The sequence below is a fragment of the Streptomyces gilvus genome, from assembly GCF_022513565.1.
In the GTDB taxonomy this organism is placed as follows: domain Bacteria; phylum Actinomycetota; class Actinomycetes; order Streptomycetales; family Streptomycetaceae; genus Streptomyces; species Streptomyces gilvus.
Genome location: NZ_JAKWBE010000006.1, coordinates 307,974 through 325,437, shown reverse-complemented (window position 1 = coordinate 325,437; position 17,464 = coordinate 307,974). Strand labels below are relative to the sequence as shown.

The 17,464-nt window shown below is 68.0% G+C and carries 17 protein-coding genes and 2 tRNA genes; 13 read left to right on the top strand and 6 right to left on the bottom strand.

Annotated elements, in window-relative coordinates; genetic code table 11:
* Window positions 1-426: 426 nt before the first annotated feature.
* Entirely contained in the window at window positions 427-1,785 is a 1,359-nt protein-coding gene (locus MKW14_RS12955; protein WP_240862314.1) for an AAA family ATPase, read from the top strand.
* Entirely contained in the window at window positions 1,782-2,420 is a 639-nt protein-coding gene (locus tag MKW14_RS12950) for an RloB family protein (protein WP_276619345.1), read from the top strand. Before MKW14_RS12955 ends, MKW14_RS12950 begins: the two co-directional genes overlap by 4 nt.
* A 12-nt stretch (window positions 2,421-2,432) precedes the next feature.
* Here the strand turns inward: MKW14_RS12950 and MKW14_RS12945 are convergent, their stop codons facing one another.
* Together MKW14_RS12945 and MKW14_RS12940 are read right to left on the bottom strand one after the other, a co-directional pair.
* Window positions 2,433-3,107: a YdcF family protein gene (locus tag MKW14_RS12945; protein ID WP_240862311.1), complete on the bottom strand. Its 675-nt coding sequence runs from the start codon at window positions 3,105-3,107 to the stop codon at window positions 2,433-2,435.
* Window positions 3,104-3,898 carry a GntR family transcriptional regulator gene (locus MKW14_RS12940; RefSeq protein ID WP_240862347.1) on the bottom strand — a complete coding sequence of 265 codons (795 nt, stop codon included), beginning with the start codon at window positions 3,896-3,898 and terminating at the stop codon, window positions 3,104-3,106. The genes MKW14_RS12945 and MKW14_RS12940 overlap by 4 nt, the downstream gene beginning before the upstream one ends.
* 444 nt (window positions 3,899-4,342) lie before the next feature.
* On the opposite strand from MKW14_RS12940, the gene MKW14_RS12935 reads away from it, so the two are divergent.
* From MKW14_RS12935 to MKW14_RS12890, 10 genes are all read left to right on the top strand, one after another.
* Window positions 4,343-4,606 carry a DUF6284 family protein gene (locus tag MKW14_RS12935; RefSeq protein WP_240862309.1) on the top strand — a complete coding sequence of 88 codons (264 nt, stop codon included), beginning with the start codon at window positions 4,343-4,345 and terminating at the stop codon, window positions 4,604-4,606.
* Entirely contained in the window at window positions 4,603-5,481 is an 879-nt protein-coding gene (locus tag MKW14_RS12930; RefSeq protein WP_240862306.1) for a DUF2637 domain-containing protein, read from the top strand. The genes MKW14_RS12935 and MKW14_RS12930 overlap by 4 nt, the downstream gene beginning before the upstream one ends.
* Window positions 5,481-5,852: an RRQRL motif-containing zinc-binding protein gene (locus MKW14_RS12925; RefSeq protein ID WP_240862305.1), complete on the top strand. Its 372-nt coding sequence runs from the start codon at window positions 5,481-5,483 to the stop codon at window positions 5,850-5,852. The genes MKW14_RS12930 and MKW14_RS12925 overlap by 1 nt, the downstream gene beginning before the upstream one ends.
* On the top strand, window positions 5,822-6,187 hold the full coding sequence (locus MKW14_RS12920; RefSeq protein ID WP_240862303.1) for a DUF6251 family protein: 366 nt from the start codon (window positions 5,822-5,824) through the stop codon (window positions 6,185-6,187). The genes MKW14_RS12925 and MKW14_RS12920 overlap by 31 nt, the downstream gene beginning before the upstream one ends.
* 265 nt (window positions 6,188-6,452) lie before the next feature.
* On the top strand, window positions 6,453-8,240 hold the full coding sequence (locus MKW14_RS12915; protein ID WP_240862301.1) for a MarR family transcriptional regulator: 1,788 nt from the start codon (window positions 6,453-6,455) through the stop codon (window positions 8,238-8,240).
* Window positions 8,241-8,332: 92 nt separating this feature from the next.
* Complete coding sequence (locus MKW14_RS12910; protein ID WP_240862299.1) at window positions 8,333-9,265, top strand: bifunctional DNA primase/polymerase; 933 nt, start codon at window positions 8,333-8,335, stop codon at window positions 9,263-9,265.
* Complete coding sequence (locus MKW14_RS12905; RefSeq protein ID WP_240862296.1) at window positions 9,262-9,681, top strand: hypothetical protein; 420 nt, start codon at window positions 9,262-9,264, stop codon at window positions 9,679-9,681. Before MKW14_RS12910 ends, MKW14_RS12905 begins: the two co-directional genes overlap by 4 nt.
* A complete protein-coding gene (locus tag MKW14_RS12900; RefSeq protein WP_240862295.1) occupies window positions 9,678-10,823 on the top strand; it encodes a DUF3631 domain-containing protein in 1,146 nt (381 codons plus the stop codon). Before MKW14_RS12905 ends, MKW14_RS12900 begins: the two co-directional genes overlap by 4 nt.
* Window positions 10,824-11,006: 183 nt before the next feature.
* Window positions 11,007-11,204 (top strand): helix-turn-helix domain-containing protein, encoded by a 198-nt coding sequence (locus MKW14_RS12895; RefSeq protein WP_240862293.1) that lies wholly within the window; start codon window positions 11,007-11,009, stop codon window positions 11,202-11,204.
* Window positions 11,204-12,493 carry a tyrosine-type recombinase/integrase gene (locus tag MKW14_RS12890; RefSeq protein ID WP_240862290.1) on the top strand — a complete coding sequence of 430 codons (1,290 nt, stop codon included), beginning with the start codon at window positions 11,204-11,206 and terminating at the stop codon, window positions 12,491-12,493. Before MKW14_RS12895 ends, MKW14_RS12890 begins: the two co-directional genes overlap by 1 nt.
* 80 nt (window positions 12,494-12,573) lie before the next feature.
* Here the strand turns inward: MKW14_RS12890 and MKW14_RS12885 are convergent.
* The 4 genes from MKW14_RS12885 to MKW14_RS12870 form a co-directional block, all read right to left on the bottom strand.
* A tRNA-Arg gene (locus MKW14_RS12885) sits at window positions 12,574-12,646 on the bottom strand.
* Between the two features lie 138 nt (window positions 12,647-12,784).
* The gene (locus MKW14_RS12880) at window positions 12,785-14,293 is read right to left on the bottom strand and encodes an ABC transporter substrate-binding protein (RefSeq protein WP_240862288.1); all 1,509 of its coding nucleotides are present in this window, start codon (window positions 14,291-14,293) and stop codon (window positions 12,785-12,787) included.
* A complete protein-coding gene (locus MKW14_RS12875) occupies window positions 14,290-16,266 on the bottom strand; it encodes a hypothetical protein (RefSeq protein WP_240862286.1) in 1,977 nt (658 codons plus the stop codon). Before MKW14_RS12875 ends, MKW14_RS12880 begins: the two co-directional genes overlap by 4 nt.
* A gap of 198 nt (window positions 16,267-16,464) precedes the next feature.
* Window positions 16,465-16,558 (bottom strand) — tRNA-Ser (locus tag MKW14_RS12870).
* A gap of 160 nt (window positions 16,559-16,718) precedes the next feature.
* On the opposite strand from MKW14_RS12870, the gene MKW14_RS12865 reads away from it, so the two are divergent.
* The gene (locus MKW14_RS12865; protein WP_240862284.1) at window positions 16,719-17,246 is read left to right on the top strand and encodes an SSI family serine proteinase inhibitor; all 528 of its coding nucleotides are present in this window, start codon (window positions 16,719-16,721) and stop codon (window positions 17,244-17,246) included.
* Window positions 17,247-17,464: the final 218 nt, after the last annotated feature.

Sequence of the window (17,464 nt, the reverse complement as noted above, 5' to 3'; positions counted from 1 at the left end):
GGGATGATCCCGAGGGGGCTTTGAGCTGTGTGCACTCGGCAGGATTCGAACCTGCAACCTTCTGATCCGTAGGCGGGTGCATCACTCGGACTAGCCGCTCGACCGCTGAGGTAACTGGCCGTTGTCATCGAAGGCACGTGCGTCACCGGGCGCGGTTGTACGCCTCCGTTGATGTCAGCTAGTGATGTCAGGCAGGGACACCGCCAACGCGGTCATCTCTACAAGTCGCAGAGCAGCGCCCTTGCCGGCCGATGGCCGGATCACCCATCGTGAGCCACCGCAGCGCATCGGATGCCTCAGCCCACGAAGCTCGCACCGTTGATCTTGGCCTGATGCATGCGACTCTCATGATGGACGGATGTCACGCTGAGAGCTAAACGGGCCCCCAGACTTGATACTGTGCAGGTTTCTTGCAAAAATTGCTCTGTGGACACCGTAAGCGAGGCACTTGACGTGTCGGCCCTCCTGTCGTTCAGGGCCGAGAATGCCCGCTCGTTCAGGGGCCCCTACGAGCTCAACCTGCTTGCAACCAGCGTTGCTGAAGATGATGTTGTGCGCGACGTTAGCTGGCGAATCGGCGGCAAGCCAATCCAGGTACTCCCGGCTGCAGGCCTGTTCGGAGCCAACGCGTCCGGTAAGTCGAACGTACTCAAGGCCATGAACGAAATGCGTCTCCTGGTCCTTCAGTCCTTCCGTGCAGGAGCACCAGGCGGAGGCATCCATCGCCACCCGTTTCTGCTCGACCCCAAAGCAAAGGAGGAACCATCCTCTTTTGAGGTTGACCTGATCATAAATGGAATCCGCCACGAATACAGCTTCATTGTAAATGATGAGCGAGTACTGGAAGAGCGAGCAATTCGGTATCCGCGAGGTCGATCGGCCTTGCTGTTTGAGCGAAATGGCGATGATGTAGCCCTCGGAGGTTCGCATCGAGCACGCGGAAACGCCGTAAAAACCTTGCTACGCCCTAACGCCCTTTTCCTCTCTACCGCAGCTTCTGCTGGGCATCCTGACCTCCTGCCTCTGTATTCATGGTTTGAAAAAAACCTTCTGTTTGCCGAGGCTCAAAGCCGCCCGATGCGTCAAGTGGTGACTCACCGCCTGCTCAACGATGACGTATCACGCGAACACGTCTTGAATCTCCTACAGGCCGCCGATCTAGGGATCACGGGAGCCAAAAGGCAACCTCTAGACCCCGAGATGAGGAAAAAGATCGAGCGAGCTTTCCAGATCCTCCTGGGGCAAGAGGGAGATACAGAGGCGGGGAAAGGTGGCTCACCTCCCGTTTTCGATGAAATCGAACTACGCCTCACTCATCAGGGGTCTCAAGGCGAAGTTGAACTCTCTGGCGCGGACGAATCAATCGGAACACTTGTATGGTTCGGACTCGTAGGCCCTGTTGTTGAAGCGCTGGCAAGCGGAGCGGTGCTCCTGGCAGATGAACTTGATGCAAGCTTGCACCCCTCCCTCGTTGCCGAGCTAGTTCGGCTATTCCAGAACCCAGAGACAAACCCCCACCTCGCACAATTGATCTTCAACTCTCATGATGCCACTTTGATGGGGGATTCATCCCAAGGGCGCCTACTGGGACGTGACCAGATTTGGTTCACTGAGAAGCACGGCGATGGCAGCACACGGTTGTACCCGCTGACAGACCTTGACCCTCGTAAGGAAGAGGCTGTCGGGCGCCGCTATCTGTCGGGGAGGTACGGAGCGATTCCGATTGTTAGCCGGCATGATTTTGCCGCAGCTGCAGAGCTCCTTACATCCGGAAGTGACCGATGAAGAGAAGAGGGTCTGGCCACCCGAACCGCAGGGTTAACACGGCAGGCGACAGGCGCCCAAATCTCTTGATCTTCTCCGAGGGTGAAGTTACGGAGGTGCAGTACATCAACGACTGGTACAAACGTCATCGCGACCTGGTAACCGTCGAGTTCGACCCCTACCACGGCACACCATTTGAGCTTGTCAAACAGGCAGTAGAAGCAAAGAAAAGAGAAGCGAGAGAAGAAAAGCGAGGACGCGGCAGAGCCCACAGCCACTACTGGTGCATCTTCGATCGGGATGAACATCCATATATCCGAGAAACCTTTTCTCTGGCTGAAGCACATGGTATTCACACCGCCTATACGAACCCGTGCATTGAGTTGTGGTTCTTGCTGCACTTCCAGGAACAGACTGCCAGCCTGCACCGCCACGTCGCTCAACACATAGCCAAGGGTTATCTGAAATGCGATAAGAGCCTAACCCCGAGGGCCCTTAGCTTCCTCGCCGAAGAAGAGCGTTTTAATATAGCGAAAGAGCGCGCGCTAAAGCTTGACATAAAGCATGATGGTGACGGATCTCCGGCTGCATCGAATCCGAGCAGTGGAGTCTGGAAGCTAGTAGAAATGATCAAAGGCAGCAAGGCTAGTGACTAGAATTTCGAGACACTAAATTCCAGGGCGAACAACAACGTCAGCTGGCAATAGACGACTGATGAAGCCTCCACTGCATAGCCGCTCGTAGGCTGTCACGACCGTGTTCGGAACCGTCATCTCGATGGCCAATCCCCAACCAGGGAAAACGAGCAAGCGCTGCAAGGCTCCGACAATCATGTCGATCACCATGTGAGTGTCTCCGATAGAGTCGGCATAGTCTCCCAATCCCATGGGTGTCGACGCGCACAGCGCTTCTGTCTCTGGCCAGAGCTTCCTTATCATGGCGTACGAGCGACGTTCTTCGTACGGCTTGCTCACGAGCAGGACCGACGACACCGCGATACCGGATTCCGCCAGCACCGCCCTGCTGAACTCGATGTTCTCCCCAGTATTCGTGGCCCGCGGCTCCAACAGGATGGCGGAATCCGGTACCCCAAGTGCAAGCGCGCGCTCGCGGTAATGGACCGCCTCCCCGCGCGGCATGCGGGCCTGTGTCGTGCGGCTGGTGGCGCCGGTGAAGACGATGACCGGCGCCATGCCCTGGTGGTACAGATCCGCTGTCACGTCGGCTACGCCAAGGTCGTGGCTGCCGAGCCCCACGGCCGCCGAGCACGGCCTTGGGGTGTGGTGCATGCGGTGGTAGTCCCACAGGATCTGCGCGTCCGCCCACGCCTGTGCCGAGATCATTCCTGGTCCTTTCCGTCCTGCGCCGAATCCGGAACCTTGAAGTCGTACTCCCACGCGAAGCGTGATGCCGCGTGGACGCCGACGGCGAACTCAACGATCGTGCCGTCAGCGGTGTAGGTCGTGCGGTGAAGCTCGACGACAGGCTCCCCCGGTGGGAGCTGCAAGAGCTTCACTTCGTCTGCCGTAGGAACGCGGGCGAACAAGCCTTCTCTCATGTGGTCGATCTCGTACCCGGCGTCGTACAGCACCCTGTATCCGCCACCCCGGCCGGCAGGGCCCGGCGTGGGGTCGACGATGCGTGTTCCCTCGACGTGTTCGGGGCGGTAGTAGCTGGTCAGGGTGTGAGTGGGCTGCGTGCCCTCCTTGACCAAGCGCGCGCGTGCGTAGACAGGCGAGCCGACAGGGACGCCGAGTCCCTCGGCTACGAGATCACTTGCCTCGACGCGACTCACGGTCTGCGTCTGCTCATTGCGCTTGTACTCACGCCCTGATGCCACGCGGTCCGCGATGAACGCGACCTCATCGCCATCGCGCCACTTCACCTTGTCGTACCGAGCGACGCCGAGCCGCTTGAGGGGCGTGCGGGGGCGCACGATCGTGCCGTGCCCGCGTGAGGACGTCACCAGCCCTTCAGCTTCCAGCGCCTTGTACGCCTGATGAACCGTGGATTTGGAGCCCTCCCCGGCTTCGACAAGGTCTCTGATCTGGGGCAACTGGGCCCCGGGTGCGTACTCGCCGTTTCTGATCTTTTCCGCGAGTCGATCCGCCAGCTCGCGCCACTTGGGTGCCACAGCCGAACTCCCTTCGATGCTCTTCAGTGAAGCACAGTCCCAGGACTGTTGACAGTCCTGGGACTGCATGCCATTGTCATCTCACCGCCGCAGTCCTAGGACTGCGGAACCGAAGGGGTCTTCTTTGGGCTGCTTCCAAGCCTCGCTGGTTCGGGATTGCTCGCTTCTACAGGAGCCCTGAGCTGGTGGTTCCTTGACAACTCCACAGTGGACCGAGGACCTACCGCCTGTCCTCAGGACAAGAAGGCGGCCCGCGCGGAGAAAGACCGCGCTGTCACGACCTTTCGCAGCGCTCGAGCGCTGCGGCCGGTTGCCTCCGCTGCTCGTCTCGCACGAGCGGCGCTGAGGGGAGCCGGATCTACCGACTTCAACGGCGCGTGGCCCCGGTGCTGGAACACCGGGGCCACTGTTCGGGCCGTTCCTGTCTGAGAGGAACAAGACCCAATGGAACACATCGTGACTGTTCAGGACGCTGTTACCGCGTTCGAGCCGTGGATGGAGCCCACGGACGCGGAGCTGGACGCCATCGAGCGCGAAATGCCCGTCATCCGCGCGGAGATGGAGCTGCTGGACGCACAGATCATCACCATCGACCGCACGCCGTGCGAGCTGGATGAGCGGCGCATCCGCCGGGCCCGCCGGCGCGTGCTCGCCGCGCACCGCGACCACGTCAACGGCGCGAACGGTCACACCGGCGGTGCCGCATGAACCTGCACCGCAAGGGCCGCGCCGCCCTCGTGCTCGCCTTGGTCACTGTGGTTGCCATGGCCTTCCGGGTGTCCTGGAACGCCCTGCGGGACATCGCAGGCGCCATCGGCGCCGACACCACGGCCGCGACGCTGTACCCGTTCGTCGTCGACGGCCTGATGGCGCTCGCGCTGATCGCCACGCTCGTGCTCGCCGGGCGGGATCGGACGTTCGCGCTGCGGGTGCTGGCCGCCTACACGATCGCCTCGCTCGTGCTGAACTACGTGCACGGCCTGGTCCCGGAGCTGCACGGCCACTCCGTCGACTGGGGTCGGCTGGCCGACTGGGACCCAGCGAACTGGGCGCTCGTGCTGCTCGCCACGTCGCTGCCGGTCGGGTCGATCTACTTCGGCTCGGACCTCGTGGCGAAGGTGCTGCACCATCGCCCCGCCCCGATCGCAGCCCCGACCGTGAATATGGAGAAATCGACCAATACCGAGATGAATCGGTCTAGTTCTGACCTTGCGGTATCGACCCCGGCTCCGATCACGCCGAACGTCACGTCACTGCCCCGCGCGGTGGCCGTGGGCTTCCTGAAGTCGAACATCCCCGCCAAGCCGGTCGGGGCGATCGAGCAGCCGATCGAGCGCAGCACGGTGGCCGCCGAGTCGAGCCGACCGCGCCGGGCCACGGGCCGCGTGCCCGAGGTCGCCCGCACCCCGCGCCCGAAGCGCAGCCCGGATGAGCTGCTGGACGAGGCGCGGAAGGCGACGGCCGATTGGCCGGACGCCAGGCTGACCGCCGAGGGCATCCGCCGTGAGGTCCGCACCTCCCCGGCGAACGCCCGCACGCTGCGCGACACCCTGCGCGCCGAGCGCGGCCTCCAGGTCGCCTGATGGCCACGCTGCCGGTCTACCGGTGGCGGCTCGCCCCGGACGGCTACGCGACCTACCGCCAACTCCGCGCCCTCGGACTGCGCCCCGGCGGCCAAGGCATCGCGGCGCAGGTGGAGCGCCCCCGGCGGCGCCGGGGGCCGCTGGTCGCCTACCTCTACCGCATCGACCGCGCCAAGCCGGTCCGGCCGATGACCCCGGCCAAGCGGGCGGCTCTTGCCAAGGCCAACGCCGCCCGCCGCGTCTGCCCCGCGTGCCGCCGCGACGCGGGATACGTCATCCCGCCCTCGCTCGGCATGTGTCCTGCCTGCGCCTTTCCCGACAACGCCCCGGAGGGTGCGTCATGGAACAGCTCCCTACACACCGCCCCCTGACCGTCGTTCAGCTCCCCGACGGCAGCCACGTCTACGCCGACCCGACCGCCCTGCCCGTACAGCAGCCCGCCGGGCCGCAGGTGGTGCACATCCACCAGGCGCCGCCGGACCGCACGGTGCAGCGCGTCGCGCTCGGTTCCGGTGTCGGAGCCGGGGCGGTCGCGGCCGGTGTTTACTTCGGCCCGCTGCTCGTCGGCGCGCTGACCGTCATCGCCGCGAACCTGGCGATGCTCGCTTTCATCGCGCTCGTGCTCGGCTGGTCCGTCGTCACCGTCGTCCGCGCTGTCGGCGACAGCGGCAAGAGCACCGGCAGGCGCGGCCGCAGGGGCCGCTGAACCACCCCGAAGCCGTAGGCGCCCCGCAGGGCGCCCGAGACCCCTTCCGTGGGGGGTTTGACCCCCGGATGGCCGTTCGGCCGCCAGAGGCCCCGTAGCGACGCAGGGTGACGGAAGTTTCCGCCCTCGCGCGCGCACGCGTAGGGGCCGCCTCGGAAACCAGGAAACCAGAAACCTGCTCACTCCGCGTAACCCGCACGTGTGGTGACGGGCCGTCGCGTGGCCCGTCACCACCAACCCACTGATCCCGGAAATGAGGACACCCGTGAGTCACGAACAAGTCTGGCGCACCCACCGCCAGTACGCCGCCACCGCCGCCCGCTGGACGGCCGATCACTGGCGCAAGGAAGCCGAACGCCGCCGTGCCCTGCGCGCCGAACGCAAGCCGCTCGTGCGCGACGCTCGCCGCGCTCTGGCCACCGCACGCGCCATCGACCCCGAGGGCGTCACCCCCATCCGCCACCGCGCCGAACGGGAGTTGCGGACGGCCAAGCGGCGCGTGCCCGACCCGATGTGGCTGTTCGCCATCAAGACTGCCGCCGCGCTCGGTGCCGCCGGGTACGTGTGGCTGCCGCAGGTCTCCACACGCGCATGGGTGTGGTCGGCCGTGGCCGTCGTCGCGGCGGTTACCGCCCTGTCGGTGTGGATCGCGGTGCGCGAGCGCGACACCAGCGGACTGAAGCCCACCGCCGAAGAGAGCGCGCTGCTCAAGCGTCTTCAGCCGCAGCACTGGAAGGAGCACGCCGAACAGCGCGGCCTCGCGGGCACGCTGACCGGACGGCCCAAGCTGACCGATGCCGGGATCGTGTGCGCTGTCCGTCTCGACGGCACGTGGACGGCGACCAAGCTGCGCAGTGCCGAGGAGCACGTCCGCAACCTGCTCGGGGCCCGCACGAGCCTGCGCCTGCAGATCAAGGCGGGCAAGCAGGGCGGCTGGGCCGAACTGACCTTGCGCACCCGCAGCGCGGCCGACGGCGACGACCTGAAGTGGACGCCCCAACGGCGCTTCCTGGGCATCGACACCGTCACCGGCGAGCAGGTGAGCGTGCCGCTTGGGGAACGGCTGCTCATCGCCGGACGCTCCGGCGCCGGTAAGTCGGTCGCCTCCCGGCCGCTGCTGTTCGACGCGTCCGAGGGCGCCACGAACGCGCTCGTCATCATCGACCTCAAGCGCGTGGAAGGCCGCCTGTGGGACCACCGGGCCCGCGTCGCCTCCACCCCGCGCGAAGTCGTCGACGTGGTCGACGAGCTGGAGACGGAGATGCTGGAACGGCTCGCCATCCTGCCCAAGGGACAGGACACCTGGACCCCCACCGCCGACCGGCCGCGCATCACGGTCGTCGTCGACGAGGGCGCCGAGGTCATGACGGCCGCCGACAAGGTCCCCTACGAGACCGAGACACCCGACGGCAAGACTCGCACCGTCAACCGCTCGGCCTTGCCGGGCCTGGAGTCCATCGCCCGCATGGGGCGTGCTGCGTGCATCGACCTGTGGTGGATGACGCAGAAGCCGACCATCGGCGACGGCATCCCCAAGCAGATCGCCCCGCAGATCGGCGTGTCCATCTGCCTCGCGGTCCGCACGCCGGCCGAAGCGCGCGTGGTCCTCGGTGAGGACGCTCAGGCCAAGGGCTGGAACGCCGACGAACTGCCCGTGCCCGGTGTCGCGTTGATCCGCGACGGCAAGCGCAAGCCCGACCCGGTCAAGGTCCGCTACATGGACAAGAGCGTGGTCATCGCCCTGCCCGACCGCACGCCGTGGTCCCGCTCGGTCGCTCCCACCGTGGAAGCCGCGGGTGCCCCGATGCTCACCCTCGTCAAGGACCCCGCACCCGAGACAGCACCCGCCGCCGATGGCGCCGTCGCCCGCGTGCTGAAGGCCATCGAGACCGCCACCGAACCGGTCGCACAGAAGGACCTGGCCACGATCACGGGCCTGTCCAAGGGCGCCGTGTCCAAGGCCGTCAAGACCCTCACCACCGGCGGCACGGTCGTCCGCACCCTGGACGGCCGCCTGACCGCCACGCGCGGCGACGACACCGCCGCCGCCTGACCCACCGAAGACGACGGCGGCCCCCTTCCGCCAAGAACCGGGGCCGCCGCCAATCCACCAGCCCAGCAACGGACCTGTGGAGGTCTCCCAGCATGACCCAACCGACCGAGATCCGGCGAGACGGCCAGCGGCCGTTAGCGCCGGACCTGCTCGCCTCCGCCCTCATGGCGGCCGAACGCGGCTGGCCCGTCATCCCGCTCCACCCCGGCAGCAAGCGCCCCGCCGGGCACGCCGAACGCGCCTGCCCCGGCACCGGACGCTGCACGGGCGGGCACCGCACCCCCGAGGATCGCGCCACCACCGACCCCGCCCTGATCCACGCTGCGTGGGCGAACCGCCCGTACAACGTCGGCATCGCCACCGGCCCGGCCGGGCTGCTCGTCATCGACCTGGACCCGGTCAAGGCGGACGAGCCGAAAGGAGCGCCTGACGGCGCCACTTCCTTGCAGGCGCTCTGCGAGCGCGCCGGACAGGTCCTGCCCGACACCTACCGGGTGCGGACCGCGCGCGGTGAACACCTCTACTTCACCGCCCCCACCGGGGTCAGGTTGAAGTGCAGCGTTGACCGGCTCGGACCACACATCGACACCCGCGCCTGGGGCGGCTACGTCGTCGCCCCCGGCAGCACCATCCCCGACGGCACGTACGAGGTCGCAAGCGACGCGCCCGTGGCCGAACTGCCCTCCTGGCTCACCGCGTTGCTCACAGAGGCGGACAGGCCCGCTCCGGTGCCCGTGCGGGTGCACGACGCCACCCGCGCCGCACGGGTGGCGCTGGAGCGCGAGTGCGCCGTTATCGCCTCCGCGACCGAGGGCAGGCCGAACGGCCGCAACGTCACGTTGCACCGAAGCGCCTGCAAGGTGGGGCGCTTCGTGGCGTGGGGCGACATCCCCCGGCACGTGGTGGAGCAGGCAATCCAGGGGGCGGGGGAGGCTACGGGACTGCCGCCGGCCGAGTGCCGCACCACCATCCGCAGCGCCCTGGACTGGGTCATCGCCCACGCCACCCCACGGGAGGCGGCATGACGGCACCGACTCCCCCCGCCCTGGATTGCCCCACCACCACCCCCACCGGCCCGCGCGCCGCCCCACAGCCTGTGGACACGACGGCCGTGGGCGAACCGAAAGGCGCCGCCCGCAAGGGCGTCGTAACTGCCCTTCTCCAGAACCGGTCCCAGGTCCGGCCGGGGGGCGACCCCACCCCGGACGCGCCCGGTATCCGGATCTTCGCCCCGCCGGTCTACCGGCACCACTACGACGGCGCCCGCTGGTCTATGCGCCCCGGCGCCCTGCCCACCGCCGCCTACGCCTGCACCTGCGGGCTGACCGGCACCGCTACCGGCCCGGTAGCCGTCGCCGCGCTGGTGACCGAGTACGACGCCCACCGCTCCGCCTGCACCGGGGCGCTCACCCCGCCGTGTGAAGGGAGGCATGCCGCATGACCGCCATCGACGGCGCCGCGCTGCTCAACGAGGTGGAAGCCTTCCACCGCCGCTTCAACGTCTTCCCACACGAGGCCGCCTACGTGGCCGTGGTCCTGTGGGACGCACACGCCCACCTGCTCGACTGCTTCGAGTCCACCCCGCGCCTTGCCTTCCTGTCCCCCGAACCGGGGTCCGGGAAGTCCCGTGCGCTGGAGATCGTGGAAACCCTCGTGCCAAACCCCATGGCCGCTGTCGACGCCTCCGCCGCCGCACTCTTCCGTGCAGTGGCAGGGGTCGACGGCAAGCGGCCCACGATCCTCTTCGACGAAATCGACACCATCTTCGGCCCCAAGGCCGGGGAGAACGAGCAGCTCCGGGGCTTCATCAACGCAGGACACCGCCGCAACCGGCCGATGTTCCGCTGCGTGGGAGACGGCGCCAACCAGACCGTGCAGGCATTCCACTCCTACGCCGCCGTGGCCGTGGCCGGGCTCGGCTACCTGCCCGACACCATCCGGGACCGCTCCGTCAACATCCGCATGCGCCGCAGGGCCCGCAACGAGAAGATCGAGCCCTACCGCACCCGCATCCACGAGAAAGAAGGGTTCGCCCTGCGCGACCGGCTCGCCACCTGGGCAGAGCAGGTCAGCGAGCAGGTCATGAACGTGTGGCCGACCATGCCCGAGGGTGTCACGGACCGACCCGCCGACGTGTGGGAACCGCTGCTCGCGATCGCGGACGCAGCGGGCGGGGACTGGCCCGACCGGGCCCGTGAAGCCTGCGTCGTCCTGGTCACCGCGTCCAAGGCCAACGACAAAGGCAGCCTCGGGGTGCGGCTGCTTACCGATCTGCGCGACCACGTCATGGTCGGCATCGATCGCTTGCCCACGGTCGCGATCCTGGATCGGCTCAACGCCCTGGACGACGCTCCGTGGGCGGACCTGCACGGCAAGCCGCTCGACAACCGGCGCTTGTCCCGGATGCTCGCGGAGTACATGACGGCCGACACCGAGCCCATCACGTCTCGCAACATCAAGGCCGCCGGGAGTGTGCTGAAGGGCTACTACGCCGCCGATCTGCGGGACGCGTGGGCTCGCTACTGCCCCCCACCCCCGGAAAGTCCGCTACCTCCGCTACCCGGCACCGAAAACGCGGCCTGACCAGCAACAACGCGGTAGCGGCAACCAGTCCCGGTTGCCGCTACCGCCCCGCTACCCATCCGCTACCGGTACCCCCTCCCGCTACCAGCAACAGGCCCCTGACCTGCACGGTAGCGGCGGTAGCGGAAGTAGCGGCCCTCAGAGAGGCACCCCCCGCAGGACCGCCCGCAGAGGAGTCACTCCATGAGCACCGCCCTGCCCCCGAGCTACGAGGCGCTGACGGTCCCCGAGGTCATGACCGCGCTGCGCCTGAGCCGCTTCAAGGTCTACGACCTCATCCGCTCCAACCAGCTCCCGAGTTTCACCATCGGCCGATCCCGCCGGATCCCCGCCGATGCGCTCCACCACTTCATGCAGGACCGACTGAGGGAGGCTGCGTAATGGCCAAGCGCCGCGCCAACGGTGAGGGAACCATCACCAAGCGGAAGGACGGCCGCTATCAGGCCGCCGCGTACGTCTACCGCCCCGACGGGACCCGTACGCGACAGTTCGTCTACGGCAAGACCCGTGAGGAAGTCGCCGACAAGCTCACGGAGTTGCAGGAGAAGACCCGGCAGGGCATCCCCGCCGCATCGTCGACCATGGCGTTCGGCGACTACCTGACCTACTGGCTCGGCGCCATCGCACCGGAACGCCTCAAGCCCTCCACGCTGAACAGCTACGAGGGACTGACCCGCCTGTACATCCGGCCCGCGCTCGGCAACAAGAAGCTCAACCGCTTGACGCCGGCCGATGTGCGCCGCTTCCTCTCGGAGTTCAAGAACTCCTGCCTGTGCTGCCTCCGGGGTGCGGACAAGGAGCGTCCGGAGGACAAGCGTTCCTGCTGCGCCGTAGGACGGTGCTGCAAGCGCCGCCCGTCGGCCCGCACCGTGCAGTACATCCACGCCGTGCTCCGGTCAGCCCTACAGCAGGCGATGCGGGAGGAACTGATCGCTCGGAACGTCGCGCGGATCGTCGAGACACCCACCGTCACGCCCAAGGAGGTGCGTCCGCTGAACCCCATCGAAGCCCGCCTGTTGCTGAAGACGGCTCGGTCCCACCGGCTCTACGCCCTGTGGCTGCTGCTCGTGTCGACCGGTCTGCGCCGTGGCGAGGCTCTCGCACTCACGTGGTCGGACATCGACTTCAGCAACGGTCAGCTCCGTGTTCGCCGGAACGTGCAGCGCATCCGACGAGAGCTGCTCTTCGGCTCTCCCAAGACCATGCGGTCGGTCCGAACCGTCCCCCTGCCGAAGCACTGCCTACAGGCACTCGCGAAGCACCAGGAGCAGCAGGAGCGGGAACGTAAGGTCGCGGGCAAGAAGTGGCAGCCCACACCAGGACAGCCGGACGGGCTGATCTTCACCACGGTGACCGGTCGCGTCACGGACCCCCGCAGCCTCAACCGGATGTTGACGATCCTGTGCAGGGACGCGCACGTGCACCGCGTACGCGTGCACGATCTTCGGCACACCTGCGCCTCGCTCCTGCTCGCCCAGGGCGTCGGCGCTCGAACAATCATGGAAATGCTTGGGCACAGCACGATCACGATGACGCTGGACACTTACGCGCACGTGATGGACACGACACTGAGGGCCGCTGCTGAGTGCATGGACGATGCTCTTCAGCTCAACATCGACGACCCCGACGAGAAATCTGAGGGTGAAGCAGAGTCAGACACCGACGGGTGAGACCCGTTCCTGACCGCGTTGATGTCACCGGCTGATGTCAAAGGCCCCTTGGGATGATCCCAAGGGGCCTTTGACCTGTGTGCACTCGGCAGGATTCGAACCTGCAACCTTCTGATCCGTAGTCAGATGCTCTATCCGTTAAGCTACGAGTGCTTGTTCTGTTTTTGTTGCCGCTTGCTGCCCTTCCGGGCCCTTCGCGGCGACAGGAAGAACATTACATGACTGCCGCTGACATGTGAAATCCGTTAGGTGTACCCCTTGTGACCTGCGGGAACAGGCTTCCGGGGTCGGCTAGGGCATGAGTACCTGTTCGAAGGTGTAGCGGCCCTGTGGGGTCAGTCGGACCAGGGCCATGGGCTTGTTGTGCGGGTTGCCGTCGGAGTCGAGCTGGACGGGGCCGGTGACGCCCGCCGCGCTCACTCCGGTGACGAGCTGGCTCAGGGTGCTCTCGGCGTTGACGGAGGCGGAGCCGTCGTCGCCGGCCGCCTGGTGGATGGCGACGCCCAGGGTCCACACCGCGTCGTGGCCCAGCGTCGCCTGCCCGTCCTGGAGCTGGGTGTCACCGGTGCCGCCGAAGGTCCGGTGGTAGAGGTCGAGGAAGCCGGTCAAGGGGTTGTCGGGTTTCTTGTAGAGCCGGTTGGGGAGTTGGGGGTGGCCCAGCGCGGTGTAGAGCACCGTCACCCGGCTCGCCGTCCAGTCCCGCTGGTACTGCTCGACCGTCGCGGCGCTCGTGGACTCGTCGTAGTACACGCCCACCGCGTCGTCACCGGTGAGCACCGTCACGGGGCAGCGGCGGCCCGCCGCCGACATCGCGATGACGAAACCGCGCAGGTTCGCTCCCCGGCCCGCGAAGAAGATCGCGTCCGGTTTCTTGTAGCAGACCTGCTGGGCGACCGTGGAGAAGGCGTTGCTGATGCCGTCGATGCCGGAGGCGTACTGCACCTCGCCGTCCATGAGGGCGAGACGCTTGTCGCGGGCCGCCTTCATGAAGTCCCTGTAGAGCGAGGTGTTGTAGATGTCGTCCTCGTTGCGGTCCCGGATGACCAGCACCCGGTAGCCGTGTCTCGCCTTCTGCCGGCCCGCCAGATAGGCCGCCGCCGCGCTCGCCTGGTCGCTGTTGGGCGCCGAGACGCGGAAGAAGCCCACCGCGTCGGCGGAGCTCAGGGCGTCCGCCGTCACCGTCGAGCCCATCATCGGCACCTTCGCCGCGCGCAACGCGTCCACGGCCTTCAGCGTCCCGCCCCGGCTCGTGCCGAAGCCCGCGACCGCCACCAGACGGTCTTTTCCGCCGTGGGCCATGGCGATCAGCTGGTCGGTCAGCGGCTTCCACTGCTCGGAGCGCTCCCCGATGTTGGCGACGAGCAGCCGGATCTGCGGAAGGTCCCCGACGCCGCCGAGCTGGTTGTCGTTCAGCTGCCGCTGGGCCAGGTAGGCGCCCCGCAGCTCCTCCAGGATCTGGTACTTGGCGGCCTCGTCGTTCGGGTCGGAGGAGAGGGGTTCCACGTAGGCGACGCTGACCCACTTGCGGCCGGACTTCTCCACCCGCCGGTTCTCGTCCCGGATCTTGTCCATGACCGGCTCGAGCGACTTGCGGAAGGCGTACGAACCGTCGCTCACGCCGATGCACTCGTGGTGCGGGCCGGTCCTGGTCACTCCGGGCCCGCACTCGTCCATCTCGTGCGTGATCTTCCGGAACGCGAGGACGCCGACCACCACGAGCACCAGCAGGCCGGCCACCCAGGGCCACTTGCGACGGGGCGGCCGGGCCGGCCGACGGATGTCCGGGTTGCTGCCGCTCACCAGGGTTTCCTCTCGTACTGTTTGGCCCGCTCGCGGAAGACGAACAGGTCGTTCGCGTCGCGGGCCAGCCTGCGCAGCGCTCTGAAGTCCTCGGCGATGTCGCCGTACAGCTCGGCGTAGGGGTCGCCGAAGGGGTCCTCGTACAGCTCCGCGCACGGGTCGGTGCGCGGGTGGGCGGTGATCCAGCCCGCCACCAGCAGCCGGGTGATCACCTGGCGGGCCTCGTCGCCCACCGCGCCGCCGACCAGCCGCTCGTAGCGGGCGCGGGCCGGCTCCGGCAGTCCGCCGCGCCAGCGGGCGGGGGCGCGCTGCAGCCAGGACAGGTCCGCGCACCACTCCTCGGCGGACACGGTGCCGAAGCGCCGCCACAGGTAGTCGACCGCGCTGTCGACGTCCTCGCGGGCCAGGTCGTAGTAGGCCCGGGTGCGTTCGTCACGGGCGGCGGCCCGAAGGATGCGGCACGCGTTCTCCCACGGGTCCGCCCCGGGCTCGCCGGGCGCCGCGTCGAGCAGGCGCAGCAGCAGGAGTCGTACGACGGGCTGGGCCACGTCCGTGGCGACCGCCTCGTACCAGTTGCGCGCCGCCAGGCTCGGCAGCAGGCCGGGCGCGGCCTCGGCCTGGTCGGGGGTGAGGGCGGCGGCGGTGCTGGGCAGGGCCCGCCACAGGGCGCTCTCGAGGTGGGGGAGCAGCCGGTCGAGGACGTGGGGCGCGGCGCTGAGCCCGGGATCGAGGCCGGGGACCGCGTCCGGCAGGGCCAGGCAGTGGCGGACACGAGTCTCCCAGTCGGTGTCGGCCGGGAAGCGGCCCAGGGCCTCCAGCACCAGGCCGGTGGCGGCGGGCTGGCCGCGGGTCGCCCCGTACACCACCCAGCCGAGCCATTCGGCGTGGTCGCGGGAATCCGGCAGCGCCGACCGCTCGGGCAGCGCCTTGAGGACGGCGCCCGCGTGGTGCAGCACCTCCTCGCGGTTGAGGTTCCGTAACCAGCCGACGGACAGCCCCCGTAGCGGGACCGGCCGAAAAACCGTTTCATCAGGCCAGCTGCCGGTGCGGTGGTCCAGCACGGCGGACAGCGTCCCCTCCTCGCGCCGGGCCAGCGTCTCCGGGCGGGTGCGGGCGGCGGCCACGACGAGCAGCGGATCGGCGTGGTCCCGGCCGGCCCTGCACTCCAGCAGCAGCCGCAGCAGCCGGTCCCCCGCCTCGTGGTCGGCGTTGTCGAGCAGCAGCAGACAGTGGGCGGTACGACGTCTTCGGCCACGTCTGTCGGTGTAGGCGGCGCGCAGATCGGCGAGGAAGGCCCGCATCAGCAGCGCCTCCGCCTCGTCCCGCTGCACGGACGGGCCGTTGAAAAGGCGGTTGACCCGGACCAGGAAGTCCATGGGCGCGTGGGGGTGCCCCGCGTCACGGGCGGCGTGCGCGACCCTCCGGCGGATCTCGACCGAGGCGCGGATGCGCTGGCCGCCGCGGATGACCGGGATGACCTGGGTGGCCCAGGCCGGCACCCCGCCGACCGCCGCCGCGACCCCCTGGATCAGCGGCTGCACCTTCTCGTACGCGTACTCCTGCTGCCCGTCCGGCTCGAAGGCGGCGCGCATCTCCTGCACGGCCCGCTCCCGGGACTGGGTGCTGACGCCGGTGACCACGGCCATCAGCAGCACGCTGAAGGAGGGGAACAGCAGCGGCGGATGGTCGTCCTTGACCTCCTGGAGCTTGAAGACCAGTTCTGTGAGCGCGTCGAAGAACGACTTGCTCTGCCCCTCGGCCGTGGCGGCGGCCAGGTCGACGGAGGCGAGGGGCAGCCTCTGGCCCCAGTGTTCGAGGGAGCCCAGCAGGGAGCTCTTGCCGCTGCCGTGCGGTCCGAGGAGCAGCAGGGCGGGCGGGGTGGTCAGTCCGGGGCCGCGTGTCCGGTCCACGTGCTCGTCGAGATAGCGGCGTATCGCATGATCACGTGCGGACCGCCCAGGCCACTCCGGCATGGCACACTCCCCCCGGCATGCGCATACATCGCGTAACTGTACGTATCCGTGCGATGACCCGACCCGACCCAGACTGGATCAACCACGTTGTATGACGAACGGTTTTCCCGTTTTCACCACGGGCCACACCCGGATCCGGTAATGCCGTGAAAACGACTCAGGGAGCCCCTGCCGTCGGCATGGACTCCCTGAACGAGATGGCGGAGGCGGAGGGATTTGAACCCTCGATGGGCTTTAAGGCCCAAACCGCATTAGCAGTGCGGCGCCATAGACCGGACTAGGCGACGCCTCCAGCACAACCTCCCGCGCCAGCGCGAGTGGTGCGTGCAGATGATGACACAGTCGAGCCTGCTGTCACCAATCGGCCTCCACGGTACTAGGCAGCCCGCCCGCAGGGCAAAGCCCTTAAGGCCGTTTCGCAACCTCCGGGGGCGCCCCGCGTTGGTCAGGTCATGTCCACCACGAACCGCAGCGGCCTCCGGCTCGCCCGGCTCCTCGCCGCCGCCGGCGCCGCCACGGCCGCCACCGCCGCGTCCTGCGCCCTGCCCGCCGTCGCGCACGCCGAGAGCGCGTCCCGGACCCTCGCTCCCCCGCCCGTCCGCGACGAGGACCGCCCCGACCACCTCACCGTCACCGTGCGGGACGCGGGCGCCGGCCGGGACGGCACGTACCACCTGTCCTGCCACCCCGGCGGCGGCGACCACCCGGACGTGGCCGGTGCCTGCGCGGCGCTCGACCGCGGGACCCAGTGGGGCCGGGAGACCTTCGCACCGGTCCCCGACGGCAGCATGTGCACCATGCAGTACGGCGGCCCCGCCACCGCCCATGTCACGGGGACCTGGGCCGGTCGGCCCGTCGACGCCTCGTACAGCCGTGGCGACGGGTGCGAGATCGCGCGCTGGGACCGGATGGTGCCGTTGCTGCCGGATCTGCGTCCTCAAGGGCAGTCGTGGCGTCCGGGAGGAGGGCGGGGGAGGTGAATGTGCGCACAGGCTTTCCATGGCGGAAACCCGGGGTCCGTAAAGTCGCGCAGGCCAGGAGAGGCGGTCACACGTTCTACGTCACTTCGTCGTGCGACCTCCCTCTCATCCGGCGTCGTCGGCGCAACCGGTGCCCTTAGACTCCCTCGCGTGACACGTCGCGGGCAGGTTGGCAAGATGGCCCGAGCGGTCGGCAAGGTGCGGTAACAGGGAGGAAG

Coding starts and splice junctions, on each gene's coding strand:
- MKW14_RS12950 (WP_276619345.1), top strand. CDS start 1,782: ATGAAGAGAAGAGGGTCTGGCCACCCGAACCGCAGGGTTAACACGGCA.
- MKW14_RS12945 (WP_240862311.1), bottom strand. CDS start 3,107: ATGATCTCGGCACAGGCGTGGGCGGACGCGCAGATCCTGTGGGACTAC.
- MKW14_RS12935 (WP_240862309.1), top strand. CDS start 4,343: ATGGAACACATCGTGACTGTTCAGGACGCTGTTACCGCGTTCGAGCCG.
- MKW14_RS12930 (WP_240862306.1), top strand. CDS start 4,603: ATGAACCTGCACCGCAAGGGCCGCGCCGCCCTCGTGCTCGCCTTGGTC.
- MKW14_RS12925 (WP_240862305.1), top strand. CDS start 5,481: ATGGCCACGCTGCCGGTCTACCGGTGGCGGCTCGCCCCGGACGGCTAC.
- MKW14_RS12920 (WP_240862303.1), top strand. CDS start 5,822: ATGGAACAGCTCCCTACACACCGCCCCCTGACCGTCGTTCAGCTCCCC.
- MKW14_RS12910 (WP_240862299.1), top strand. CDS start 8,333: ATGACCCAACCGACCGAGATCCGGCGAGACGGCCAGCGGCCGTTAGCG.
- MKW14_RS12905 (WP_240862296.1), top strand. CDS start 9,262: ATGACGGCACCGACTCCCCCCGCCCTGGATTGCCCCACCACCACCCCC.
- MKW14_RS12900 (WP_240862295.1), top strand. CDS start 9,678: ATGACCGCCATCGACGGCGCCGCGCTGCTCAACGAGGTGGAAGCCTTC.
- MKW14_RS12895 (WP_240862293.1), top strand. CDS start 11,007: ATGAGCACCGCCCTGCCCCCGAGCTACGAGGCGCTGACGGTCCCCGAG.
- MKW14_RS12890 (WP_240862290.1), top strand. CDS start 11,204: ATGGCCAAGCGCCGCGCCAACGGTGAGGGAACCATCACCAAGCGGAAG.
- MKW14_RS12875 (WP_240862286.1), bottom strand. CDS start 16,266: ATGCCGGAGTGGCCTGGGCGGTCCGCACGTGATCATGCGATACGCCGC.
- MKW14_RS12865 (WP_240862284.1), top strand. CDS start 16,719: ATGTCCACCACGAACCGCAGCGGCCTCCGGCTCGCCCGGCTCCTCGCC.